The following is a 16,447-nucleotide window of genomic DNA, read 5'->3' as shown; positions in this document are numbered from 1 at the left end:
AATGAACCCCTTGGCATCCCATTCGGAGTTTTCAGAATCCGCGACAACATTTCGCTCCCTGGTTGAGAGCCGGCGAGCTGCTCGCCAGTTCGCCGCAGAAGCCGTTCCTGAAACAATCATACGAGATTGCCTGGAGCTCGCGGCTTTGGCACCCAGTTCGTGCAACCTGCAACCTTGGTCTTTCCAGGTTGTGCGCGATCCAGCACGTCTTCAACAGTTGCAACAGGTATGCCTTGGGCAAAGTGCCGCGAGGGCCCCCTTGATCATCGCGGTGTTGGCACGGCCGGACACTTGGAGATCGGCCTGTGCCGATGTGCTCAAGTTATGGCCTGAAGCCGCAGTACCCAGGGTGATCGATCGGTTCTACAAGGAAACGGCTCCTTTCCAGTACAACCAGGGCTGGATGGGCTGGCGGGGATTTATCAAACGCCAGATGGTCAGGGTGCTCGGTTACAAGCGCCCCGTCATGCGCACCCCCAATAGCCTGATGCAAATGCGGCTATGGGCCGTGAAATCGACAGCGCTGGCGGCACAGAATCTCATGCTCGCCTTTCAGAGCCACGGTTACAGCACCTGTCCCATGGAAGGCTTCGATGAGAAGCGTTTGAAGAAGATTCTACCTCTGCCCAAAGAAGCAATTCCCATCATGCTACTAGCCGTGGGGTTACCGGGAGTGCACGCGATCCGAAATCCCCGATTACGTTTTCCACTCGAGCAAAACGTGACTTGGCTTTGATCAGCAGCTGAAAAAACACCAAGAGGATTACCCGTTATGGCCTTTACGGAAATCGAATACGAAGCACACGGCGCGATAAGGATCATTCGCTTCAACCGCCCGGAAAAGCGCAACTGCATCGGGCCGACTACTCACTTGGAACTGGTGGAAGCCTGGACAAAGTTTCGAGATGACCCCAGTGCTCTGGTCGCCATCATTACCGGTACCGGTGAAAAAGCATTCTGTGCCGGTGGTGACCTTGAAGCAGGCTTCGATCTGGTGCCCACCAGCCCGAGCGAGATTGCGGCCCACAACCGCGGCGAACGCCCCGGCGTTCTCGGGCCCAGCCGCTGGACCGATATCTACAAACCGGTCATCGCCGCAGTAAACGGTGCAGCCTACGCTGGCGGGCTGGAATGGGCATGCTTCGCCGACATGCGCATTGCCGAAGAACATGCCTCCTTTGGCGTTACGTGTCGACGGTGGAACATCGGGCTCGCCGACGGCGGAAGTCAGCGCTTGCCACGCATCGTGGGGATGGGCCGGGCGATGGAGCTGATCCTCACGGGCAAAGTTATCACCGCCGCAGAAGCACTGGCCATCGGTCTGGCCAATGAGGTCGTACCTACAGGGCACTCGTTGATGCGAGCGATGGAGCTAGCCCAATTCCTCTGCACGTTGCCGCAACCTGCCATGCGTGCCGACAAAGAGGCCGCAGTCAGGGGGTATGGCCTTCCTTTGGCTGAGGGCCTGCGTATCGAGGCCCAGTGTTTCAATCACTCTATTCATCAACCGGAAACCCGCGAAGGGTTACGCCGCTTTCTTGAACGTGATCATCCCGACAGACGAAGGGATGCGCCAGTGAAGACCCCTGGATTGGTCAGAGACTGAGGGTTGGACTATGCATTTCGAATTGTTGTTGCAATTGCACCTTTTCGCCGTCGCTTTCTGGCTGGGCATCGTAGCGGTCGAGTACCTGCTTGAGCGCACCCGAGCGCAGAGTCGGAATCAGGGTTTCACCGTTGCCCGCTTGCACCGGCAGATTGATCTGCTCTTCGAAATGCCGGCCTTCGCCGTAGTACTTGTCACCGGTCTGTTGCTCATCGAACCGACACGCTTCGATGGCATCTACGCGTTGAAAGTCGTTGCCGGAGGCAGCGCTGTCCTCGGAAATATGCTGTGTCTGATACCCGTGTTGAAGCGACGCACCGCAGCCGAAAAGGACAACTTACCCGATGTCATTCGCCAATCTCGCCAGATCGACATCATTTCTGTGACAGCTATTCCCGCAGGTCTGGTGGCACTAGCCTGTGGTGTCTATCTGATGGTGCTTCGCTGATCATCTGCTGGGCGTTATGACGACCATTTCAGGAAGCCCCGCTGCAGGTTGCTTTGTGCAGCGGGACCAATCACGCAAAGTCTCTGTCGCCCTGACTCACTGCACGATAATCTTGCCCCTTGCCCGACCTGAAACCAATCGTTCCCAAGCATCATCGAATGCGTCAAACGGCACCACGCGGTCAATCACAACCTCAACGCCCTGCTCGACTATCGACGAGACCAGCTTATCCAGTTGAGAGGCATACTGCGCCGCATAGAACATGCTCGCCGTCACACCACAGGATTCAGCCATGTGAGCGTCTGGTGGCATGGCTGTGGATACAAGTCTCCCGCCCTTGCGCAGCACTTCGAAGGAGCGCTGTTGCGTCTCACCACCGACCAAGTCCAGAACAACATCCACGTTGTGAACGACCGAAGTGAAGTCTACTGATGTGTAATCCAGCACTTCGTCCGCACCGAGACGACGAGCGAGCTCAAGGCCATCCCCCGAAGCCGTGGCAATTACCCGAGCGCCTGCCTTCTTCGCAAACTGCACGGCAAAAGTTCCTACTCCACCTGCACCTGCGTGGATCAAAACGGTCTCCCCTGCTTTCAAGCGAGCGGAAGAAAACAAGGAATGCCAGGCTGTAAGCGCCGCGATAGGGATAGCCGCACCTTCAATAGCAGACATGCTTTGCGGCAATGCTACGCAGGCACTGGCGGGCACGGCGGCAAACTCGGCCAGGCCGCCGCACGTGCTGGCATCGGCGCAGGCAATGATCCGATCCCCAACGCGCCATTGACTGACCTCGGAACCCACCTTCTCGATGACGCCGGCAAAATCGGTCCCCAACGTGAGCGGCAGGGAAATGGCGAAGAACTGGGCCGCCACACCTGATACCACCAGCGCATCCAGAGGATTGAGTGCGGTTGCCTGCACCTGCACCAGTACCTGATCCTTCGCTACAGCAGGGGTCGGGATCTGTTCTGCGACAGGCTTGTCGTTATACGTATGAATACGGATGGATTTCATGGATGACTCTCTTGGGAGGAAGGCGTTGATTCAACGTCAGAGTTGATGGGAAGTTCGTCGAGCACGGTTGCCAGGACCGAAGCCTGCCAATCGAAATAGGGATTGAAGGTCAAGCGGGCATGAACCTTACCTTCCTCGCGATACCCCCAATCCGAGTACCAGGTCAGCGCGCCTTGTTCGCAGGCTCGGGTGGCATTGGATGGCTGTCCGTTTAAACAAATACGTAAAATGCCTCGCTCGCCATACTGCGGGTTTCCAGGCGCGAACAGCAGGCCCATGTGTGAAAACTGGCTGATCCGCAATGTTGGCAAATAATCTTCGCGCACCAAGACACGTCTGCGGTCGTACACACCCAGTGTCTCCTCGCCATACCAGACCAACCGACTGGCTGGATGCGTGAAGCGGAACTGGAACATCTCGAGCAGATAGTTCGTATCGAGCACCGAATCGTGCTGCGCAACGGCCATGAATACTGGCTTATCGTAAAAGTGCTCATTCAAGAGCCGTTGAGCCTTAAGGCTGCTGTTATGGAATTGCGCAAACCCGTTGGTGGGCATATTGAGATAACGGACACTGTTTTGCATCGGACGCAGCCCGTCGGGGGACACGATCCAGGGACGTAGCCAAGCAGTCAGCGGTGCCAGCCACTCCAACCGACTGGAAGCACGGAAAGCGGGTGAGAACAGCACTAAGCCGGCTATTTGAGGATTGTCGTAGGCGTATTCGAGCACTAGATTGGCCCCTGTGGAAAATCCGCCCAAGTACACATGCTCGACATCGCGTCGAAGCACTTGCGCTTGCTCGTTCACGACGCGCTGCCACTGCTTGAGGTCAACTTTAAGCAAGTCCTCGGGGCGAGTCCCATGCCCCGGCAAGAGCACGGTGCGCACCAAAAAGCCTTGGGCTGCGAGAACAGGTGCCAAGTCGTGAAACGACCATGGCGAATCGCCCAAGCCATGAACAAGCAGAATGCCTTTGCTTGGCCGGATACCTGTGGGAGGGCGCCATTCCCCTGGGGAGTTCCACCGCAACTCATTCAGCGGCTCGTGCGTCTGGAAGTTGCGCTGTAAGCGCAACTGCGCTCGGGTTTCGAGTTGATAAGTAGCAAAATCTGGCGGATCACCCACTCTCACCTCGGCCAAAGTATGGGCTCCGGCCAGACTCGAGCACAGCAACACCACAAGAGAATAAAGCCAGCGTGAAGTGGCTTTGTGTTCGAAGAAGCATCGAAGAGTCGCGTTATTCATCTGCGTTACGCCGCGCTTTGTTGCACGAACCGCATTGAGGGCGATCTCGTCGACTTCCAGCTACCCAAATGGCGCGCCACGAGTTGACGACACGGACAACGAAATCGTCCCTCAAAATGACTTGGAAACCTCGCTCTAAAAAAGGCTGCGTTGCCACCACCGTCAGGCCTTGTGTCCGCTGCACGCCTTTCGCGGAGCGGTGAGCATTAAGAACCTCCACCGGTTCTGCAGACATAACCCCAGCTCCCGATTAATTTGGTACGGTACAATACCACACCTATTTCTAAAAGGAAGTATTCGCGCAACACACCCAGGGCGATCCTCAGGACATAGGCATATCAGGATGTTTGGCTTGGCCCCAATGTCTTTGCACCCTGCTTGCCAGCAGCCCCGCAAGAACTCCCAAGGCGCAGGCCAAGGACAACTCCAGAAAGGTCGCCAGCGTGGTAGCCAGGTGCGAGGCAAAAAAGGACACCACGCCCAGGAACAGACTTAACAAATTGTTGAACACTGGTAAGCCGCGTAATGACAACACCACCACGGTAACCAGCAGTGCTACCGGGGTGATAGTCAACGCCCCCAAGTGCGGCGCCAACAGTTCGCTGGCGATGCCGATCGCCAGGCCGATCAGCATACATCCGAGGTTTATCAAACCGTCGCGGGCCGTGATGCCTCTGGTGAAGAAGGCAATCCAACCGATAAACATGGCTGAGACTGGAATCCTGAGCAGAACACAAAGAGTTGCGGCAACGCAGGCCAGGACAGACTCTCCCAGTATCGCCTTGAGCGTATTCAACCGAAGGGTATGACGCATGGCTGTATTACCTCGTGGCAGGTTTCAGGGGGATGGCCGACGCTGGGAACAGCAACCGGGCCAATGCCGGGGTCAGGATCAGCGCGCCGAGCATGTTCCAGATAAACATGAAGGCCAGCAGGATCCCCATGTCCGCCTGGAACTTGATTGGTGATAGAACCCAGGTGGCCACTGCCACGCCGAGGGTTACGCCGGTGGGTACAACTACCTTGCCGGTTGAAAGCAAAGCGATGTAGTACGCGTTTGACAGGCTTGCGCCTTGGCGCAGATGGGCCAGCGGGGTAAAAACCGGCTTTTAATGGCATTACGCCAGCAAAGAAGCACTCGTGCCCTAAAGTATTTGCCAAGGCGAAATGGTCTGTTATGGTATGGTACTGTACCTGACCTTATTTGAACGAAGTACGCACTCTATGATGGTTCCACCGAAAGCCCCAGCCCACCGAACGATTAAAGGGGCCCAAAGAGTACAAGAACTGATCGCTGTAGCAGCGGAACAGTTTTTGGAAAACGGATTCGACGCCGTGGCTGTCGATAACCTCATTGCTCGCGTAGGTGGCTCACGCCGCAATGTTTACGACTACTTCGGTGGAAAAGAAGGGCTGTTCAAGGCCGCGATGTTGCACGTATCCACAGAAATGGCGAAGCCGCTGGATGAACTCAAAATCGAAGGACTCGAGATAGAGGAAGTATTACCTGCTTTCGGTCGTCAGTTGGTGCGCACTGCGCTGTCGCCTCAAACGCTGGCTGTACATAGGCTGCTTACCAACGAAGGCCGTCGCTTCCCGGAGGTCGCCCAAGCGATGCTTGCGGCCAGCTACTTGAAGATTCTGGACAAGCTAGCGGTGTGGATCGCAGCACATCAGGCAAGCCCCACAAGCAAGCTCAATCCAGATATCTCGCCCGCTGTTCTGGCAGAGCAGTTCATGAGCATGACATCTAGCGATGTGAAGTTGCGTGCGATTGTCGGTCTGGTCCAACCCCCGTTATCGGATACAGCGATCGACAAGATTGTCATGAGTGCAGTCAATACCTTTCTCTATGGCGCGACTGCGCGATCGGCGCTACCTCGCAGTTCCAGCAACCCAAACGAGTAGCCTACGTCACGACAGTTGCGGTCGCACGCGAGGAAGATTCCAGCTGACTGAGACGCAAATGTCCTTCATCGAACAGCAGCCAGGGTTGCATGCGTGGTTATGGGACAGCACTACACCAGGTGTTCCAGAGGAAAGCCTGGTTTGTGCAGCGGGCCGCCAGCGTGTCACCCGCAGACACCAGGCAGAGTTACGAAAGAAGTTCCTGTGGCGCAGAAGCTGGACGAGATTCCCAAGTTCCGCCCAAGCATGGGCAGCTTCACTGCTTCCCATTCCCGACACACAAATCTCTTCAAGAGGAAAAACCATGACAACAACAAACAGTCTCGGCGGCACGTTCACCCTTCCAAACACCTAGTTGACGCTTAAGCGTATGGGCTATGGCACCATGCAACTGCCGGGACCACACGTGTGGGGGCCGCCGCGGGACAAAGATTCAGCACTCGCCGTTCTCCGCGAGGTGCTTGCCCTCGGCGCAAATCATATCGACACTGCCGACTTTTACGGTCCACACGTTTCAAATCAGTTGATCCGCGAAGCGCTCTCGCCCTATCCGGCCGACCTAGTGATCGCCACCAAGGTTGGCTTTATACGCGGGGAAGATGGCTCATGGCAGGTAGATCGTACGCCCGAAGGACTTCACCGTGCAGTGCATGAAAACCTCGCCAATCTTGGTGTGGATGCACTTGATGTAGTCAACCTGCGCTTAGGTGGTCCGCACGGGCCGGATGACAACTCTGTGGCCGAGTCGCTGGGAACCCTGGTAGAGCTACAACGAAAGGGACTTATCCGACATATCGGCCTCAGCAACGTGTCGGCTGCTCAGTTCCATGAAGCGGAATCATTGGCGAACATCGTCTGCGTACAGAACCAGTACAACCTGGTGCACCGTACCGATGATAGTTTTATTGACACTTTGGCCTCGAAAGGAGTGGCTTACGTGCCGTTCTTCCCACTCGGTGGGTTCTCTCCGCTACAGTCCGATCTGCTCTCAAGCGTTGCGAACGACGTAGGCGCAGGCCCCAAACAGGTTGCTCTGGCTTGGCTGCTACAACGATCACCTAACATCCTAGTTATCGCCGGAACGACGTCCATGGCTCACCTTCGGGAGAACTTTTCCGCAGCTGAAATATCATTGTCGTCGGAGCATGTTGCTACGCTCGACAGTATCGTCCAAAAGAATGTCGACCCGCGCTGAGACACATAATCACGAGAGATTAAATGCCCCATTAACTGGTCGAATGGAGTCTGAGCTTGCAGCGCACACCTTCTGCTGATTCAGATGCTGCCCTTCATTAAGCCTTAAACCAGCTTCTTTCAGGTCAGACTCCTTGAGTACTATCGTTAGGTTCTTGAGAAAATAGATGAAAATAATTTTCAAGCAATAGACGAATGGATGACCTCACCGAGTTAAAAAATCCGAGTAAACAACCACTGCCATCAGTAGGTTCGTATACAGGTATCCGGCAAGAGGCCTATCCATTAGGATATGGAGGTCCATCGCTATTATGTCTTCTTATATTTGTAATCCACATTCCAGAACCTTTTACCGCCCAATCGACGCAGCGTTGCGGTGGTGCAATCTTACCCGTTACGAAGCACAAATAGTCGAAGCTGCGTGGTCTTGTCCAGAGGAGCTTATCTACCGATTTCCACAGTGGCCGTGTTTACACGCAGCCACAGAAAAGATCTACGACGCAATACGTAATGGAGAACTGCCTTACGGATGCCTCGGAATTTCGGTTCCCAGTGGAAGTTACGTGGAGCCCTATCAGCTAACGATACGTCATTCCGATTTACGTCGCTGGATACAAATTTATTATCCCGATCAGAAGCCAGCCTTTTTGTTTGAATCAGACAGAGACGCTCACGGAAAAGTCAGTCTAGGAACCTTCCTCGCGCTACAAGCGGATCGGGACGCCTTTCAACTCCAAGTGAAGAATCTTGAAATAGCGTATCAAAAGCTGCTTAGTGACCTTGAGGCAGTCGGATTGGAGAAGGAATACATCCATTCTCTGCTGAAGACTAACAGCAAGGTCGACATCCGGAAACCGCGCTAACGCAGCAAGCACCAACTTGTGACGCAATGGATCTAGCTGCCAATCGGGAATGCGTTGACCGCGATTCCCCAAGCTGAGGGACAGAAGGCGCCGAGCCTTGATATCGCGGTTGATCTGATCACGAGATTTGCCAGCCAGTTTAGCGAAAACCAGTAACGGCAAATTACTAGCGGCCTCATAAATGGCAAGCATTTCGACGCGTTCGCGCTGGATGTCAGACACGATAGATTTATGCAGCTTTTCAGTCGGGACCGAAAGAGGTACGACAGGCGACTGGTGCGACACGACAAGAGCCGGTTCGTCGCTAACCGAAGCCTTGGATACCGAGACCGCTGCCACTGGAAAGGTGCCGTTGAAATGAATGGAATTTGCGATCGCGTTTTCAAGCGACGGCAGCGAAGCGGCCCCTTCCAAACGGATGGTAAGTGGAGAGCTTGCCGCTTTCAGCTGGCCCTGCCCCCACAGATCCAGACGATTTGCCCAGTCCTGCATCATGGTCCGGCGCTGCTCCACGTATTCCGCGTGGTTGTAGGCCGCACTCACCTTGTCCGGATCTGCATGAGAAAGCTGAGCGTCCACCCATACCTTTGGATATCCAATCTCGTTCAGCGCAGTCGAGATCGTCGCCCTCATCCCATGACCGGTGAGCTGATCCGCGTACCCCATCCGGCGTAGCGCGCCATTCAGCGTGTTCTCACTGATGCGCTTGCTCAGGTCGCTCCGATGCGCAAACAAGTAACGTTGCGCAGGAACCACTTGGTCCAGCATGCACCGCACTATTTCAAGCGCCTGAACCGATAGCGGCACAATGTAGGGCGGTATGTTTGAGATCTGCTTACCGGGCTTCCGCATCGCTAACTGAAGTTGCTTCACCACCTCCGCCGGTATGATCCATAACCGCTTATCCAGATCGAACTGGTCGGGTGTCGCCAAGCGCAGCTCGCCCGTGCGGGCACCGGTCAGCAGCAACAATCGAAGGCAAAGCTGAGTTTGGTTGGCACCGCTGTAGTTTCGAAGAGCTGCCATCAATGCAGGGAGCTCGTCCATTCGGAGAAATGGATTGTGCGTAACAGGCGGCTTGGGGAGCGCAACAACGTCGAGATCAGAAGCCGGGTTATGTTCCAGCCCCTCGATCTTCACCAGCGCATAGCGGAACAATTGATTGAACCAGGTCCGACATTTTTCGGCTGTCGTTAAGGCCTTGCGCTGTTCGATCCTGCTTAGCAAATCCAGAAGATCATGACGATTGATATCGTAGATAGACCGTCCACCCAGTGTGGGCAGGACGTCTTTATTGAAGATTCTCAAGATTTGCGAGAGCGTGCTCTGGCGGCCTTCCTTCAGGCTCAGCCTTCGGAACTCCACCCACTGGTTGAACACGGCCTCAAAGGTATGCTCTGTCGCAAAACGAACAGCACGACGCTGCTGTTTACGATGCTCATAGGGATTGATGCCTTGGGCGACTAAGGCGCGAGCCTCATCACGTCGGGCACGGGCTTCTTTAAGGCTGATTTGCGGATAACTACCGAGAGACATGCGTTTCTGCACGCCCGCCCAGTAATATCTGAATCGCCAGATTTTCCCGCCGCGCGCGGTCACGTTGAGCGCAAGCCCATCCGTGTCGCCTATCGTGTAGTCATTGCCAGTGATTCGGGCTTGCCGAACGGTCGTATCCGAGAGTGCCATAGCGAGCTCCTGAACAGAGTCAGGGCCAGATGCTCGTCTCGCTATCCAAGCTGCTCCAGCAAAAAACCGATTCAGTGCACATCCAAATCCAAGACCCTCATTCGGGACTTAAATCGGGACTTAAAAGCACTGGATGGAGCTGGATTTCAGTGGTTCCCGCTGGAACGAAAAAAGGGCCTAAAGGCCCTGATTTCAATCACTTACAGAATTCAGTGGAACTCTGTAGCGCAATATTTGGAGCGGGAAACGAGACTCGAACTCGCGACCCCGACCTTGGCAAGGTCGTGCTCTACCAACTGAGCTATTCCCGCGTCTTGGTGTGGCGCATTCTATAGATTCAGATTACGCCGTCAACCCTTTGATTCAAAAAACTTTTATTTCGGGTCTACGTCAGTGCGCAGATGCGGCCAGGCGGCGCGCAGGTACTGAACCATCGACCACAATGTCAGGCCTGCGGAGATCAGCAGCAATGCATAGCCCAACAGCACCCAGAAATTGAAGTTGGCCGGGTTGCCCAGCAGGATCACCAGCGCCAGCATCTGCGCGGCGGTTTTCCATTTGCCCAGGTTCGATACCGCCACCTGGGCACGGGCGCCCAGTTCGGCCATCCATTCGCGCAGTGCCGATACGACGATCTCGCGGCCGATGATCACCGCTGCCGGCAGGGTCAGCCAGAGGTTGCCGTGCTCCTGCACCAGCAGTACCAGGGCGACCGCGACCATCAGCTTGTCGGCCACAGGGTCCAGGAAGGCGCCGAAAGGCGTGCTCTGCTCCAGGCGTCGGGCCAGGTAGCCATCCAGCCAGTCGGTGGCGGCGGCGAAGGCAAAGACCGAGGCGGAGGCCACATAGCTCCAGTGGTACGGCAAATAGAACAGCAAAATAAAGATCGGGATGAGCAGGACGCGGAGTACGGTAATCAGATTTGGGATATTCATCGGCACAACTGGCTGCGAGGTTGACGGGCATTCTACTCGCTATGCAGGCTTGCATAAATCGACTCAGCGAGCTTTTTACTGATACCGGGAGCTTTGGCTATCTCTTCGATGCTGGCACGAGACAGCTCCTGCAATCCACCAAAATGTTTCAATAGATCGCGACGTCGCGTCGGCCCGACCCCTGCCACACCTTCCAGCGTCGATGTGCGGCGGGTCTTGCCCCGGCGGGCGCGGTGTCCGGTAATGGCGAAACGGTGTGCTTCGTCACGGATCTGCTGGATCAGGTGCAGCGCCGGCGAATCCCCTTTCAGGGTGAACTCATGGGCCGCATCGTTCAGGTACAAGGTCTCGAAGCCGGCCTTGCGGGTTGCGCCCTTGGCTACGCCCAGCAGGATCAGGTCGGGGACCATCAACTCATTCAACACGTCGCGGGCCATGGACAGCTGGCCTTTGCCGCCGTCCACCAGCAAGATGTCCGGCAGCTTGCCCTCCCCGTCCTTGAGCTTGCCGAACCGGCGCATCAGCGCCTGATGCATCGCCGCATAATCATCGCCCGGGGTAACGCCTTCAATGTTGTAGCGCCGGTAATCGGACTTGATCGGGCCCTCCGGACCAAACACCACACAAGATGCCACGGTCGCTTCGCCACTGGAGTGACTGATGTCGTAGCACTCCAGCCGCTGCGGCGGCTCGTCCAGGTTAAGGACGTCGGCCAAGGCGTCGAACCGTGCCGCCACATGCTGGCGGTTGGCCAAGCGTGCGCCAAGGGCCTGTTCGGCGTTGGTCACGGCCAGTTGCTGCCAGCGCGCCCGGGTGCCACGCACGCGATGGCTGATGGTCAGTTCACGACCACGAAGCTTGTCAATGGCCTCGACCAGGGCTGGGAAGTCTTCGTGGACCACATTGACGATCAACTCGGCAGGCAGGTCGCGTTCCGGGCTGCTGATGTAGTACTGGCCCAAAAACGCCGCCATGACTTCGGCCACGTCTTCCTCGATACCCACCTGGGGAAAGAAGTTCTTGCTGCCCAGCACCCGACCGCCGCGCACGCTGATCAGGTGAACGCAGGCGCCACCCGGGTTGATGAACGCGGCGATCACGTCAACGTCGCCGCTGCCACCTTCCATGCTCTGCTGATCCTGCACGCGGCGCAGCAGCCCGATCTGGTCACGCAGCTCGGCAGCCCGCTCAAACTCAAGATTGACCGCCGCGTCCTCCATCGCCGCCGACAGTTCGTCGGTCAACGCATTGCTGCGACCTTCAAGAAACATCACCGAGTGGCGCACGTCTTCGGCGTAGACCTGGGGTTCGACGAACCCGACGCAAGGCGCCTTGCAGCGTTTGATCTGATATTGCAGGCATGGTCGGGTACGGTTCTTGTAATAGCTGTCTTCGCATTGGCGAACGAAGAAGGTCTTCTGCAGCAGACTCAGGCTTTCACGGATCGCCCCGGCGCTGGGGTAAGGGCCGAAATACCGGCCTTTGGCCTTCTTGGCCCCGCGGTGGATGCTCAGACGCGGAAATGCCCCGTCGGACAGGAACACGTACGGGTAGGACTTATCATCACGCAGCAGAATATTGTACGGCGGCCGCCATTCCTTGATCAGCGTCTGCTCGAGCAGCAAGGCCTCGGTTTCATTGGCGGTGATGGTGGTTTCGACTTGCGCGATGCGCCCCACCAGGGCGGCGGTCTTTGGCGCGAGGCCGGTTTTACGAAAGTAGCTGGCCAGACGCTTCTTGAGGTTCTTGGCCTTACCGACGTAAAGCAGACGCGCATCGCTGTCGAACATGCGATAGACGCCTGGGCGACCGCTGCATGTGGACAGGAAAGCACTTGGATCAAACAGTTCAGTCATTATCAGGCGCTGGCATCGACCATGCCGTGGCGCACCGCCAGCAGCGTCAACTCGACATCGCTGCTGATCGACAGCTTCTCGAAGATTCGGTAACGGTAGGTGTTGACGGTTTTAGGCGACAAGCACAGCTTATCGGAGATGATCTGCACCTTTTGGCAACCGACAATCATCAGGGCAATCTGGATTTCCCGTTCCGACAGCGCATCGAAGGGCGATTCATTGGTCGGCTGGAACGACTTGATTGCCAGCTGCTGGGCAATTTGCGGGCTGATGTAACGCTGACCGGCAAATACCAGGCGAATGGCCTGGACCATCTCGTTCAAGCCGGCGCCCTTGGTGAGGTAACCCGCAGCACCCGCCTGCAACAACCGGGTCGGGAACGGATCTTCTTCACACACGGTCACCGCGACCACCTTGATGTCCGGGTGGCTGCGCAGCAGTTTACGCGTGGCTTCAAGACCGCCGATGCCTGGCATCTTGACGTCCATCAGTACCACGTCGGGTTTCAGTTCACGCGCCTTGATAAGGGACTCTTCCCCGGATTCAGCCTGACCAACCACCTGCAGACCGTCGATATCAGCCAGCATTCGTGTAATGCCCGTACGGACGAGATCATGGTCGTCGACCACTAACACCCTAATCAAGCAGACACCTCACGATTTGGTCTTATTTGGGTTGCCCAACACCTTAGCAAAAACCATCCGGCAGACCTAGCGCAAAGGGACATATAAAAGTTACAGCGCGTCTTTCACAGGCACGCAATCCGAGGCCTCAAGCCCTGGCGGCCCGCTCCATCCTCAGGAAACATTCATCCTCGCCGACCACCTGCAGCCCCATGCGCTCGTAGAGCACCCTGGCCGGATTGTTCTTGAAAACCGTCAAGCGTAACGCCGGGCGACGCTCCTGCATCATCATGTCCAAAACCTGACCGATCGCCCAGGTGCCGGCGCCCTGCCCCCGAAACGCCTCGGCAATCTGTAGCTCCCGGATATACAACGCCCGGGCATCACGACTGAGGCTGACAAAACCCAACGCTTGCCCCTCGCGGCAGATGATCCAGTTCTGACGAATGATCCAGGCCAGATCGAATGCTTCGTCCTGCCATAACAAATCATGGTGCAAGTAATAGGGAAGCATGTTGATGCACGTCAGTTGCCGGGCAAAGGCGATGTCCTCGGCCGTTGCCGCACGCCACTGGAAATTCATGTGTACCTCTTCAAAGCGTGGTCACCGGCAAGACTTGCCCAGCCCAACCATCGGTGGTGCGGCGAGCGATCACCAACAGATCACCCCTGCCTGGTGCTGCCGCAATCAGTGAACCGTCCGGGCCCCAGACGGCGCTGCGACCGGCCGACTCCCAACCACCGGTGGCGTCACCATGATTGGCCATTAGAACCGCCATGGCATGTTGCTTGGCATAACCTTGTAATAACGTCGTATCGGGCAGGTAGCCGCCCTCCGTAATCAAAACGCCAGCCGCATATAGCGTAGCGCCCTGCTCGGCTGCGGCCGCAGCATGGCGGGCATGGGAAAAATCGGCACATACCGCCAATGCGATGTGATCCGAGCCCATCGCCAGCATCGAGCCGCCATGACCAGGGGCGAAGGCAACTTCTTCGCCGGGATGCAAATGCTGTTTGGTGTAAACCCCGAGGGATCCGTCGGCGCCGAGGACCAGCGCACCGATCAATACCGGTGCGTTTGCCTCCAGGCGGAGCGGCACGCCAACCACTGCGGTCAGGCCAAGCTCGCGCGCCAGCTCACGCAGTGGTTGCAATATTCCATCCTCCGGCAAGATGGCCAGTTCCGCAGCCAAGCCCCGTTCGTAACCAGTGAGCGACAACTCAGGAAACACCAGCAATTGCACATGCTGTTCAGCAGCGGCCTGCATGAAGCGCTGATGGTGGATGAGATTGGCGTGAACGTCCCCGGGGATGGAAATCGACTGGGCCGCGGCGAAGGTTAGAGCGGTCATGGATCTTCCTTGAAAGAAGGTGCAAGCCCAAAGTTTGTCATAAAGCCCACCGGACTCAAGCCAGGATGAACAATCACATGCCCACGATAGAATTTTCTGATTGAACCGGCCCGCCCTGCTCTAGTAAGCTCAGGGCCATTCATCGGAGACAGACCATGTTCAACGCCCTCGCATCGCTTCAAACCGCCAGCGCCCAGCGCTCGGTTGCGGCTGCCTGGGCGAACAGTGTTCAGACTCCGGTCAGCTTTTATTTTGGGTATTGGTTTAGCCACTGGCGCGCCTGATACCCAACCGGCGCCCAATTTAAACGGGTCGCCTTCCAGAGTTTTCTAACCCCCGGTCGGCCTCCCGACCGGGGGTTTTGTTTTTTCAGCCCCACACATTTTTGCGACACCAGACAAACTTGAGGATTGAGCCATGAACTACGCCACTTATTACCGTTACGACAGTTTTTCCGCCTGGCGATTTACCAGCCACCGCTCGGGACAGCCTGCCGCCTCCGATCGGTCACCTACCGGTGGCAAGCCTCAGTTGCGGGCCAATACGGCCAATTGTCGAACACCCCAATAGGGCCGGCGCGCGGGAATGAACCCGCTGCCCGCCCAGGAAACCAGATCATGAATTCGTCCGTCTCTGCTTTGCCGCTGTCCACGCTCAACCCCGCCAATGAAGCCCTGACCCTGCGTCTGCCCAGCTCATTGCAACTCAAGCAACAATTGCCCCTCAGCTTGGCGCTGAGCCAACAGGTCAATGCCCATCGTCAGGCAATCCGCGCGATCCTCGACGGCGAGGACTCCCGCCTGCTGGTCATTGTCGGCCCCTGCTCCATCCACGACCCGAAATCGGCCCTCGAATACGCTGCCAACCTGGCGCGCGTGGCCCATGAAGTCAGCGACAGCATGCTGCTGGTGATGCGCGCCTACGTGGAAAAACCCCGCACGACGGTAGGCTGGAAAGGCCTCGCTTACGACCCTGGCCTGGATGGCAGCGATGACATGGCCGGCGGCCTGACGCTGTCCCGGGAACTGATGCGCGAAATGCTCCAGTTGGGCCTGCCTGTGGCCACCGAACTGCTGCAACCCATGGCCGCCAACTACTTCGATGACCTGCTCAGTTGGGTCGCCATCGGCGCGCGTACCACCGAATCGCAGATCCACCGGGAAATGGCCAGCGGCCTGGGCATGCCGGTCGGCTTCAAGAACGGCACGGACGGCGGTGTTGGCATCGCCTGCGATGCCATGCGCTCGGCAGCCCATCCTCATCGGCATTTCGGCGTCGACAGCCAGGGGCATCCGGCGATCATCCAGACCCAGGGCAACCCCGACACTCATCTGGTGCTGCGCGGCGGCCATCGCGGGCCGAACTATGACCGCCAGAGCGTCACACAGATACACAATGACCTGACCCGCCTGAAAATACCGGCCCGGATCATGGTGGATTGCAGCCACGCCAACAGCGGCAAAGATCCGTTGCGCCAGCCTCAGGTGTTCAACGACGTCCTGGAACAGCGCCTGCAAGGAAACCACTCCCTCATCGGCATGATGCTGGAAAGCCACCTGTTCGAAGGTTGCCAGTCGTTGGGCCCGTCGCTGCGTTACGGCGTATCGGTGACCGATGGCTGCCTGGGTTGGGCGACCACCGAGCAACTGCTGCGTCAGGCCCATCGTCAACTGGTGTCGGCCTGAATCCTGAAAGCGCCCTCCCCAGCGAGGGCG

The 16,447-nt window shown here is 57.1% G+C and carries 15 protein-coding genes, 1 tRNA gene and 1 pseudogene; 6 read left to right on the top strand and 11 right to left on the bottom strand.

Annotated elements, in window-relative coordinates:
- Position 1: 1 nt before the first annotated feature.
- From CRX69_RS19935 to CRX69_RS19925, 3 genes are read left to right on the top strand one after another with little or no spacing between them, the layout of a single operon-like run.
- A complete protein-coding gene (locus tag CRX69_RS19935) occupies positions 2–736 on the top strand; it encodes a nitroreductase family protein (protein ID WP_107322675.1) in 735 nt (244 codons plus the stop codon).
- Between the two features lie 36 nt (positions 737–772).
- Positions 773–1,606, top strand: coding sequence for an enoyl-CoA hydratase/isomerase family protein (locus tag CRX69_RS19930; RefSeq protein WP_107322674.1), 834 nt, complete (start codon positions 773–775; stop codon positions 1,604–1,606).
- 10 nt (positions 1,607–1,616) lie between these two features.
- A complete protein-coding gene (locus CRX69_RS19925; protein ID WP_107322673.1) occupies positions 1,617–2,054 on the top strand; it encodes a hypothetical protein in 438 nt (145 codons plus the stop codon).
- A gap of 96 nt (positions 2,055–2,150) precedes the next feature.
- On the opposite strand, the gene CRX69_RS19920 is transcribed toward CRX69_RS19925, so the two are convergent.
- From CRX69_RS19920 to CRX69_RS19905, 4 genes and pseudogenes are all read right to left on the bottom strand, one after another.
- Positions 2,151–3,068 (bottom strand): NADP-dependent oxidoreductase, encoded by a 918-nt coding sequence (locus CRX69_RS19920; protein ID WP_107322672.1) that lies wholly within the window; start codon positions 3,066–3,068, stop codon positions 2,151–2,153.
- Entirely contained in the window at positions 3,065–4,315 is a 1,251-nt protein-coding gene (locus CRX69_RS19915; protein WP_107322671.1) for an alpha/beta hydrolase, read from the bottom strand. Before CRX69_RS19915 ends, CRX69_RS19920 begins: the two co-directional genes overlap by 4 nt.
- A 322-nt stretch (positions 4,316–4,637) precedes the next feature.
- Positions 4,638–5,129, bottom strand: coding sequence for a DUF1097 domain-containing protein (locus CRX69_RS19910; protein ID WP_218277730.1), 492 nt, complete (start codon positions 5,127–5,129; stop codon positions 4,638–4,640).
- A gap of 7 nt (positions 5,130–5,136) precedes the next feature.
- A pseudogene (locus CRX69_RS19905) lies at positions 5,137–5,406 on the bottom strand (MMPL family transporter); the annotation flags it as partial.
- A 91-nt stretch (positions 5,407–5,497) separates the two neighbouring features.
- On the opposite strand from CRX69_RS19905, the gene CRX69_RS19900 reads away from it, so the two are divergent.
- Together CRX69_RS19900 and CRX69_RS19895 are read left to right on the top strand one after the other, a co-directional pair.
- Positions 5,498–6,223: a TetR/AcrR family transcriptional regulator gene (locus CRX69_RS19900; protein ID WP_218277729.1), complete on the top strand. Its 726-nt coding sequence runs from the start codon at positions 5,498–5,500 to the stop codon at positions 6,221–6,223.
- 370 nt (positions 6,224–6,593) lie between these two features.
- Positions 6,594–7,418, top strand: coding sequence for an oxidoreductase (locus CRX69_RS19895; protein ID WP_107322670.1), 825 nt, complete (start codon positions 6,594–6,596; stop codon positions 7,416–7,418).
- 703 nt (positions 7,419–8,121) lie between these two features.
- Here CRX69_RS19895 and CRX69_RS19890 read toward each other — a convergent pair.
- The 7 genes from CRX69_RS19890 to CRX69_RS19860 form a co-directional block, all read right to left on the bottom strand.
- Positions 8,122–9,966, bottom strand: coding sequence for a tyrosine-type recombinase/integrase (locus tag CRX69_RS19890; protein WP_240539553.1), 1,845 nt, complete (start codon positions 9,964–9,966; stop codon positions 8,122–8,124).
- A gap of 235 nt (positions 9,967–10,201) precedes the next feature.
- Positions 10,202–10,277 (bottom strand) — tRNA-Gly (locus tag CRX69_RS19885).
- A 63-nt stretch (positions 10,278–10,340) separates the two neighbouring features.
- The gene (gene pgsA / locus CRX69_RS19880; RefSeq protein WP_047227859.1) at positions 10,341–10,901 is read right to left on the bottom strand and encodes a CDP-diacylglycerol--glycerol-3-phosphate 3-phosphatidyltransferase; all 561 of its coding nucleotides are present in this window, start codon (positions 10,899–10,901) and stop codon (positions 10,341–10,343) included.
- Positions 10,902–10,933: 32 nt separating this feature from the next.
- Positions 10,934–12,757, bottom strand: coding sequence for an excinuclease ABC subunit UvrC (gene uvrC, locus CRX69_RS19875; protein ID WP_047227858.1), 1,824 nt, complete (start codon positions 12,755–12,757; stop codon positions 10,934–10,936).
- A gap of 2 nt (positions 12,758–12,759) precedes the next feature.
- Positions 12,760–13,401 (bottom strand): response regulator transcription factor GacA, encoded by a 642-nt coding sequence (gacA, locus tag CRX69_RS19870; RefSeq protein ID WP_024781217.1) that lies wholly within the window; start codon positions 13,399–13,401, stop codon positions 12,760–12,762.
- Between the two features lie 127 nt (positions 13,402–13,528).
- A complete protein-coding gene (locus CRX69_RS19865) occupies positions 13,529–13,963 on the bottom strand; it encodes a GNAT family N-acetyltransferase (RefSeq protein ID WP_107322669.1) in 435 nt (144 codons plus the stop codon).
- A gap of 10 nt (positions 13,964–13,973) precedes the next feature.
- Positions 13,974–14,732 carry a carbon-nitrogen hydrolase family protein gene (locus CRX69_RS19860; RefSeq protein WP_107322668.1) on the bottom strand — a complete coding sequence of 253 codons (759 nt, stop codon included), beginning with the start codon at positions 14,730–14,732 and terminating at the stop codon, positions 13,974–13,976.
- A gap of 617 nt (positions 14,733–15,349) precedes the next feature.
- Here CRX69_RS19860 and CRX69_RS19855 point away from each other — a divergent pair.
- Complete coding sequence (locus CRX69_RS19855; protein WP_047227855.1) at positions 15,350–16,417, top strand: 3-deoxy-7-phosphoheptulonate synthase; 1,068 nt, start codon at positions 15,350–15,352, stop codon at positions 16,415–16,417.
- Positions 16,418–16,447 lie beyond the last annotated feature (30 nt).

Source organism: Pseudomonas rhizophila, from assembly GCF_003033885.1.
Taxonomy (GTDB): domain Bacteria; phylum Pseudomonadota; class Gammaproteobacteria; order Pseudomonadales; family Pseudomonadaceae; genus Aquipseudomonas; species Aquipseudomonas rhizophila.
This window is presented reverse-complemented; position numbering and strand designations above follow the sequence as displayed.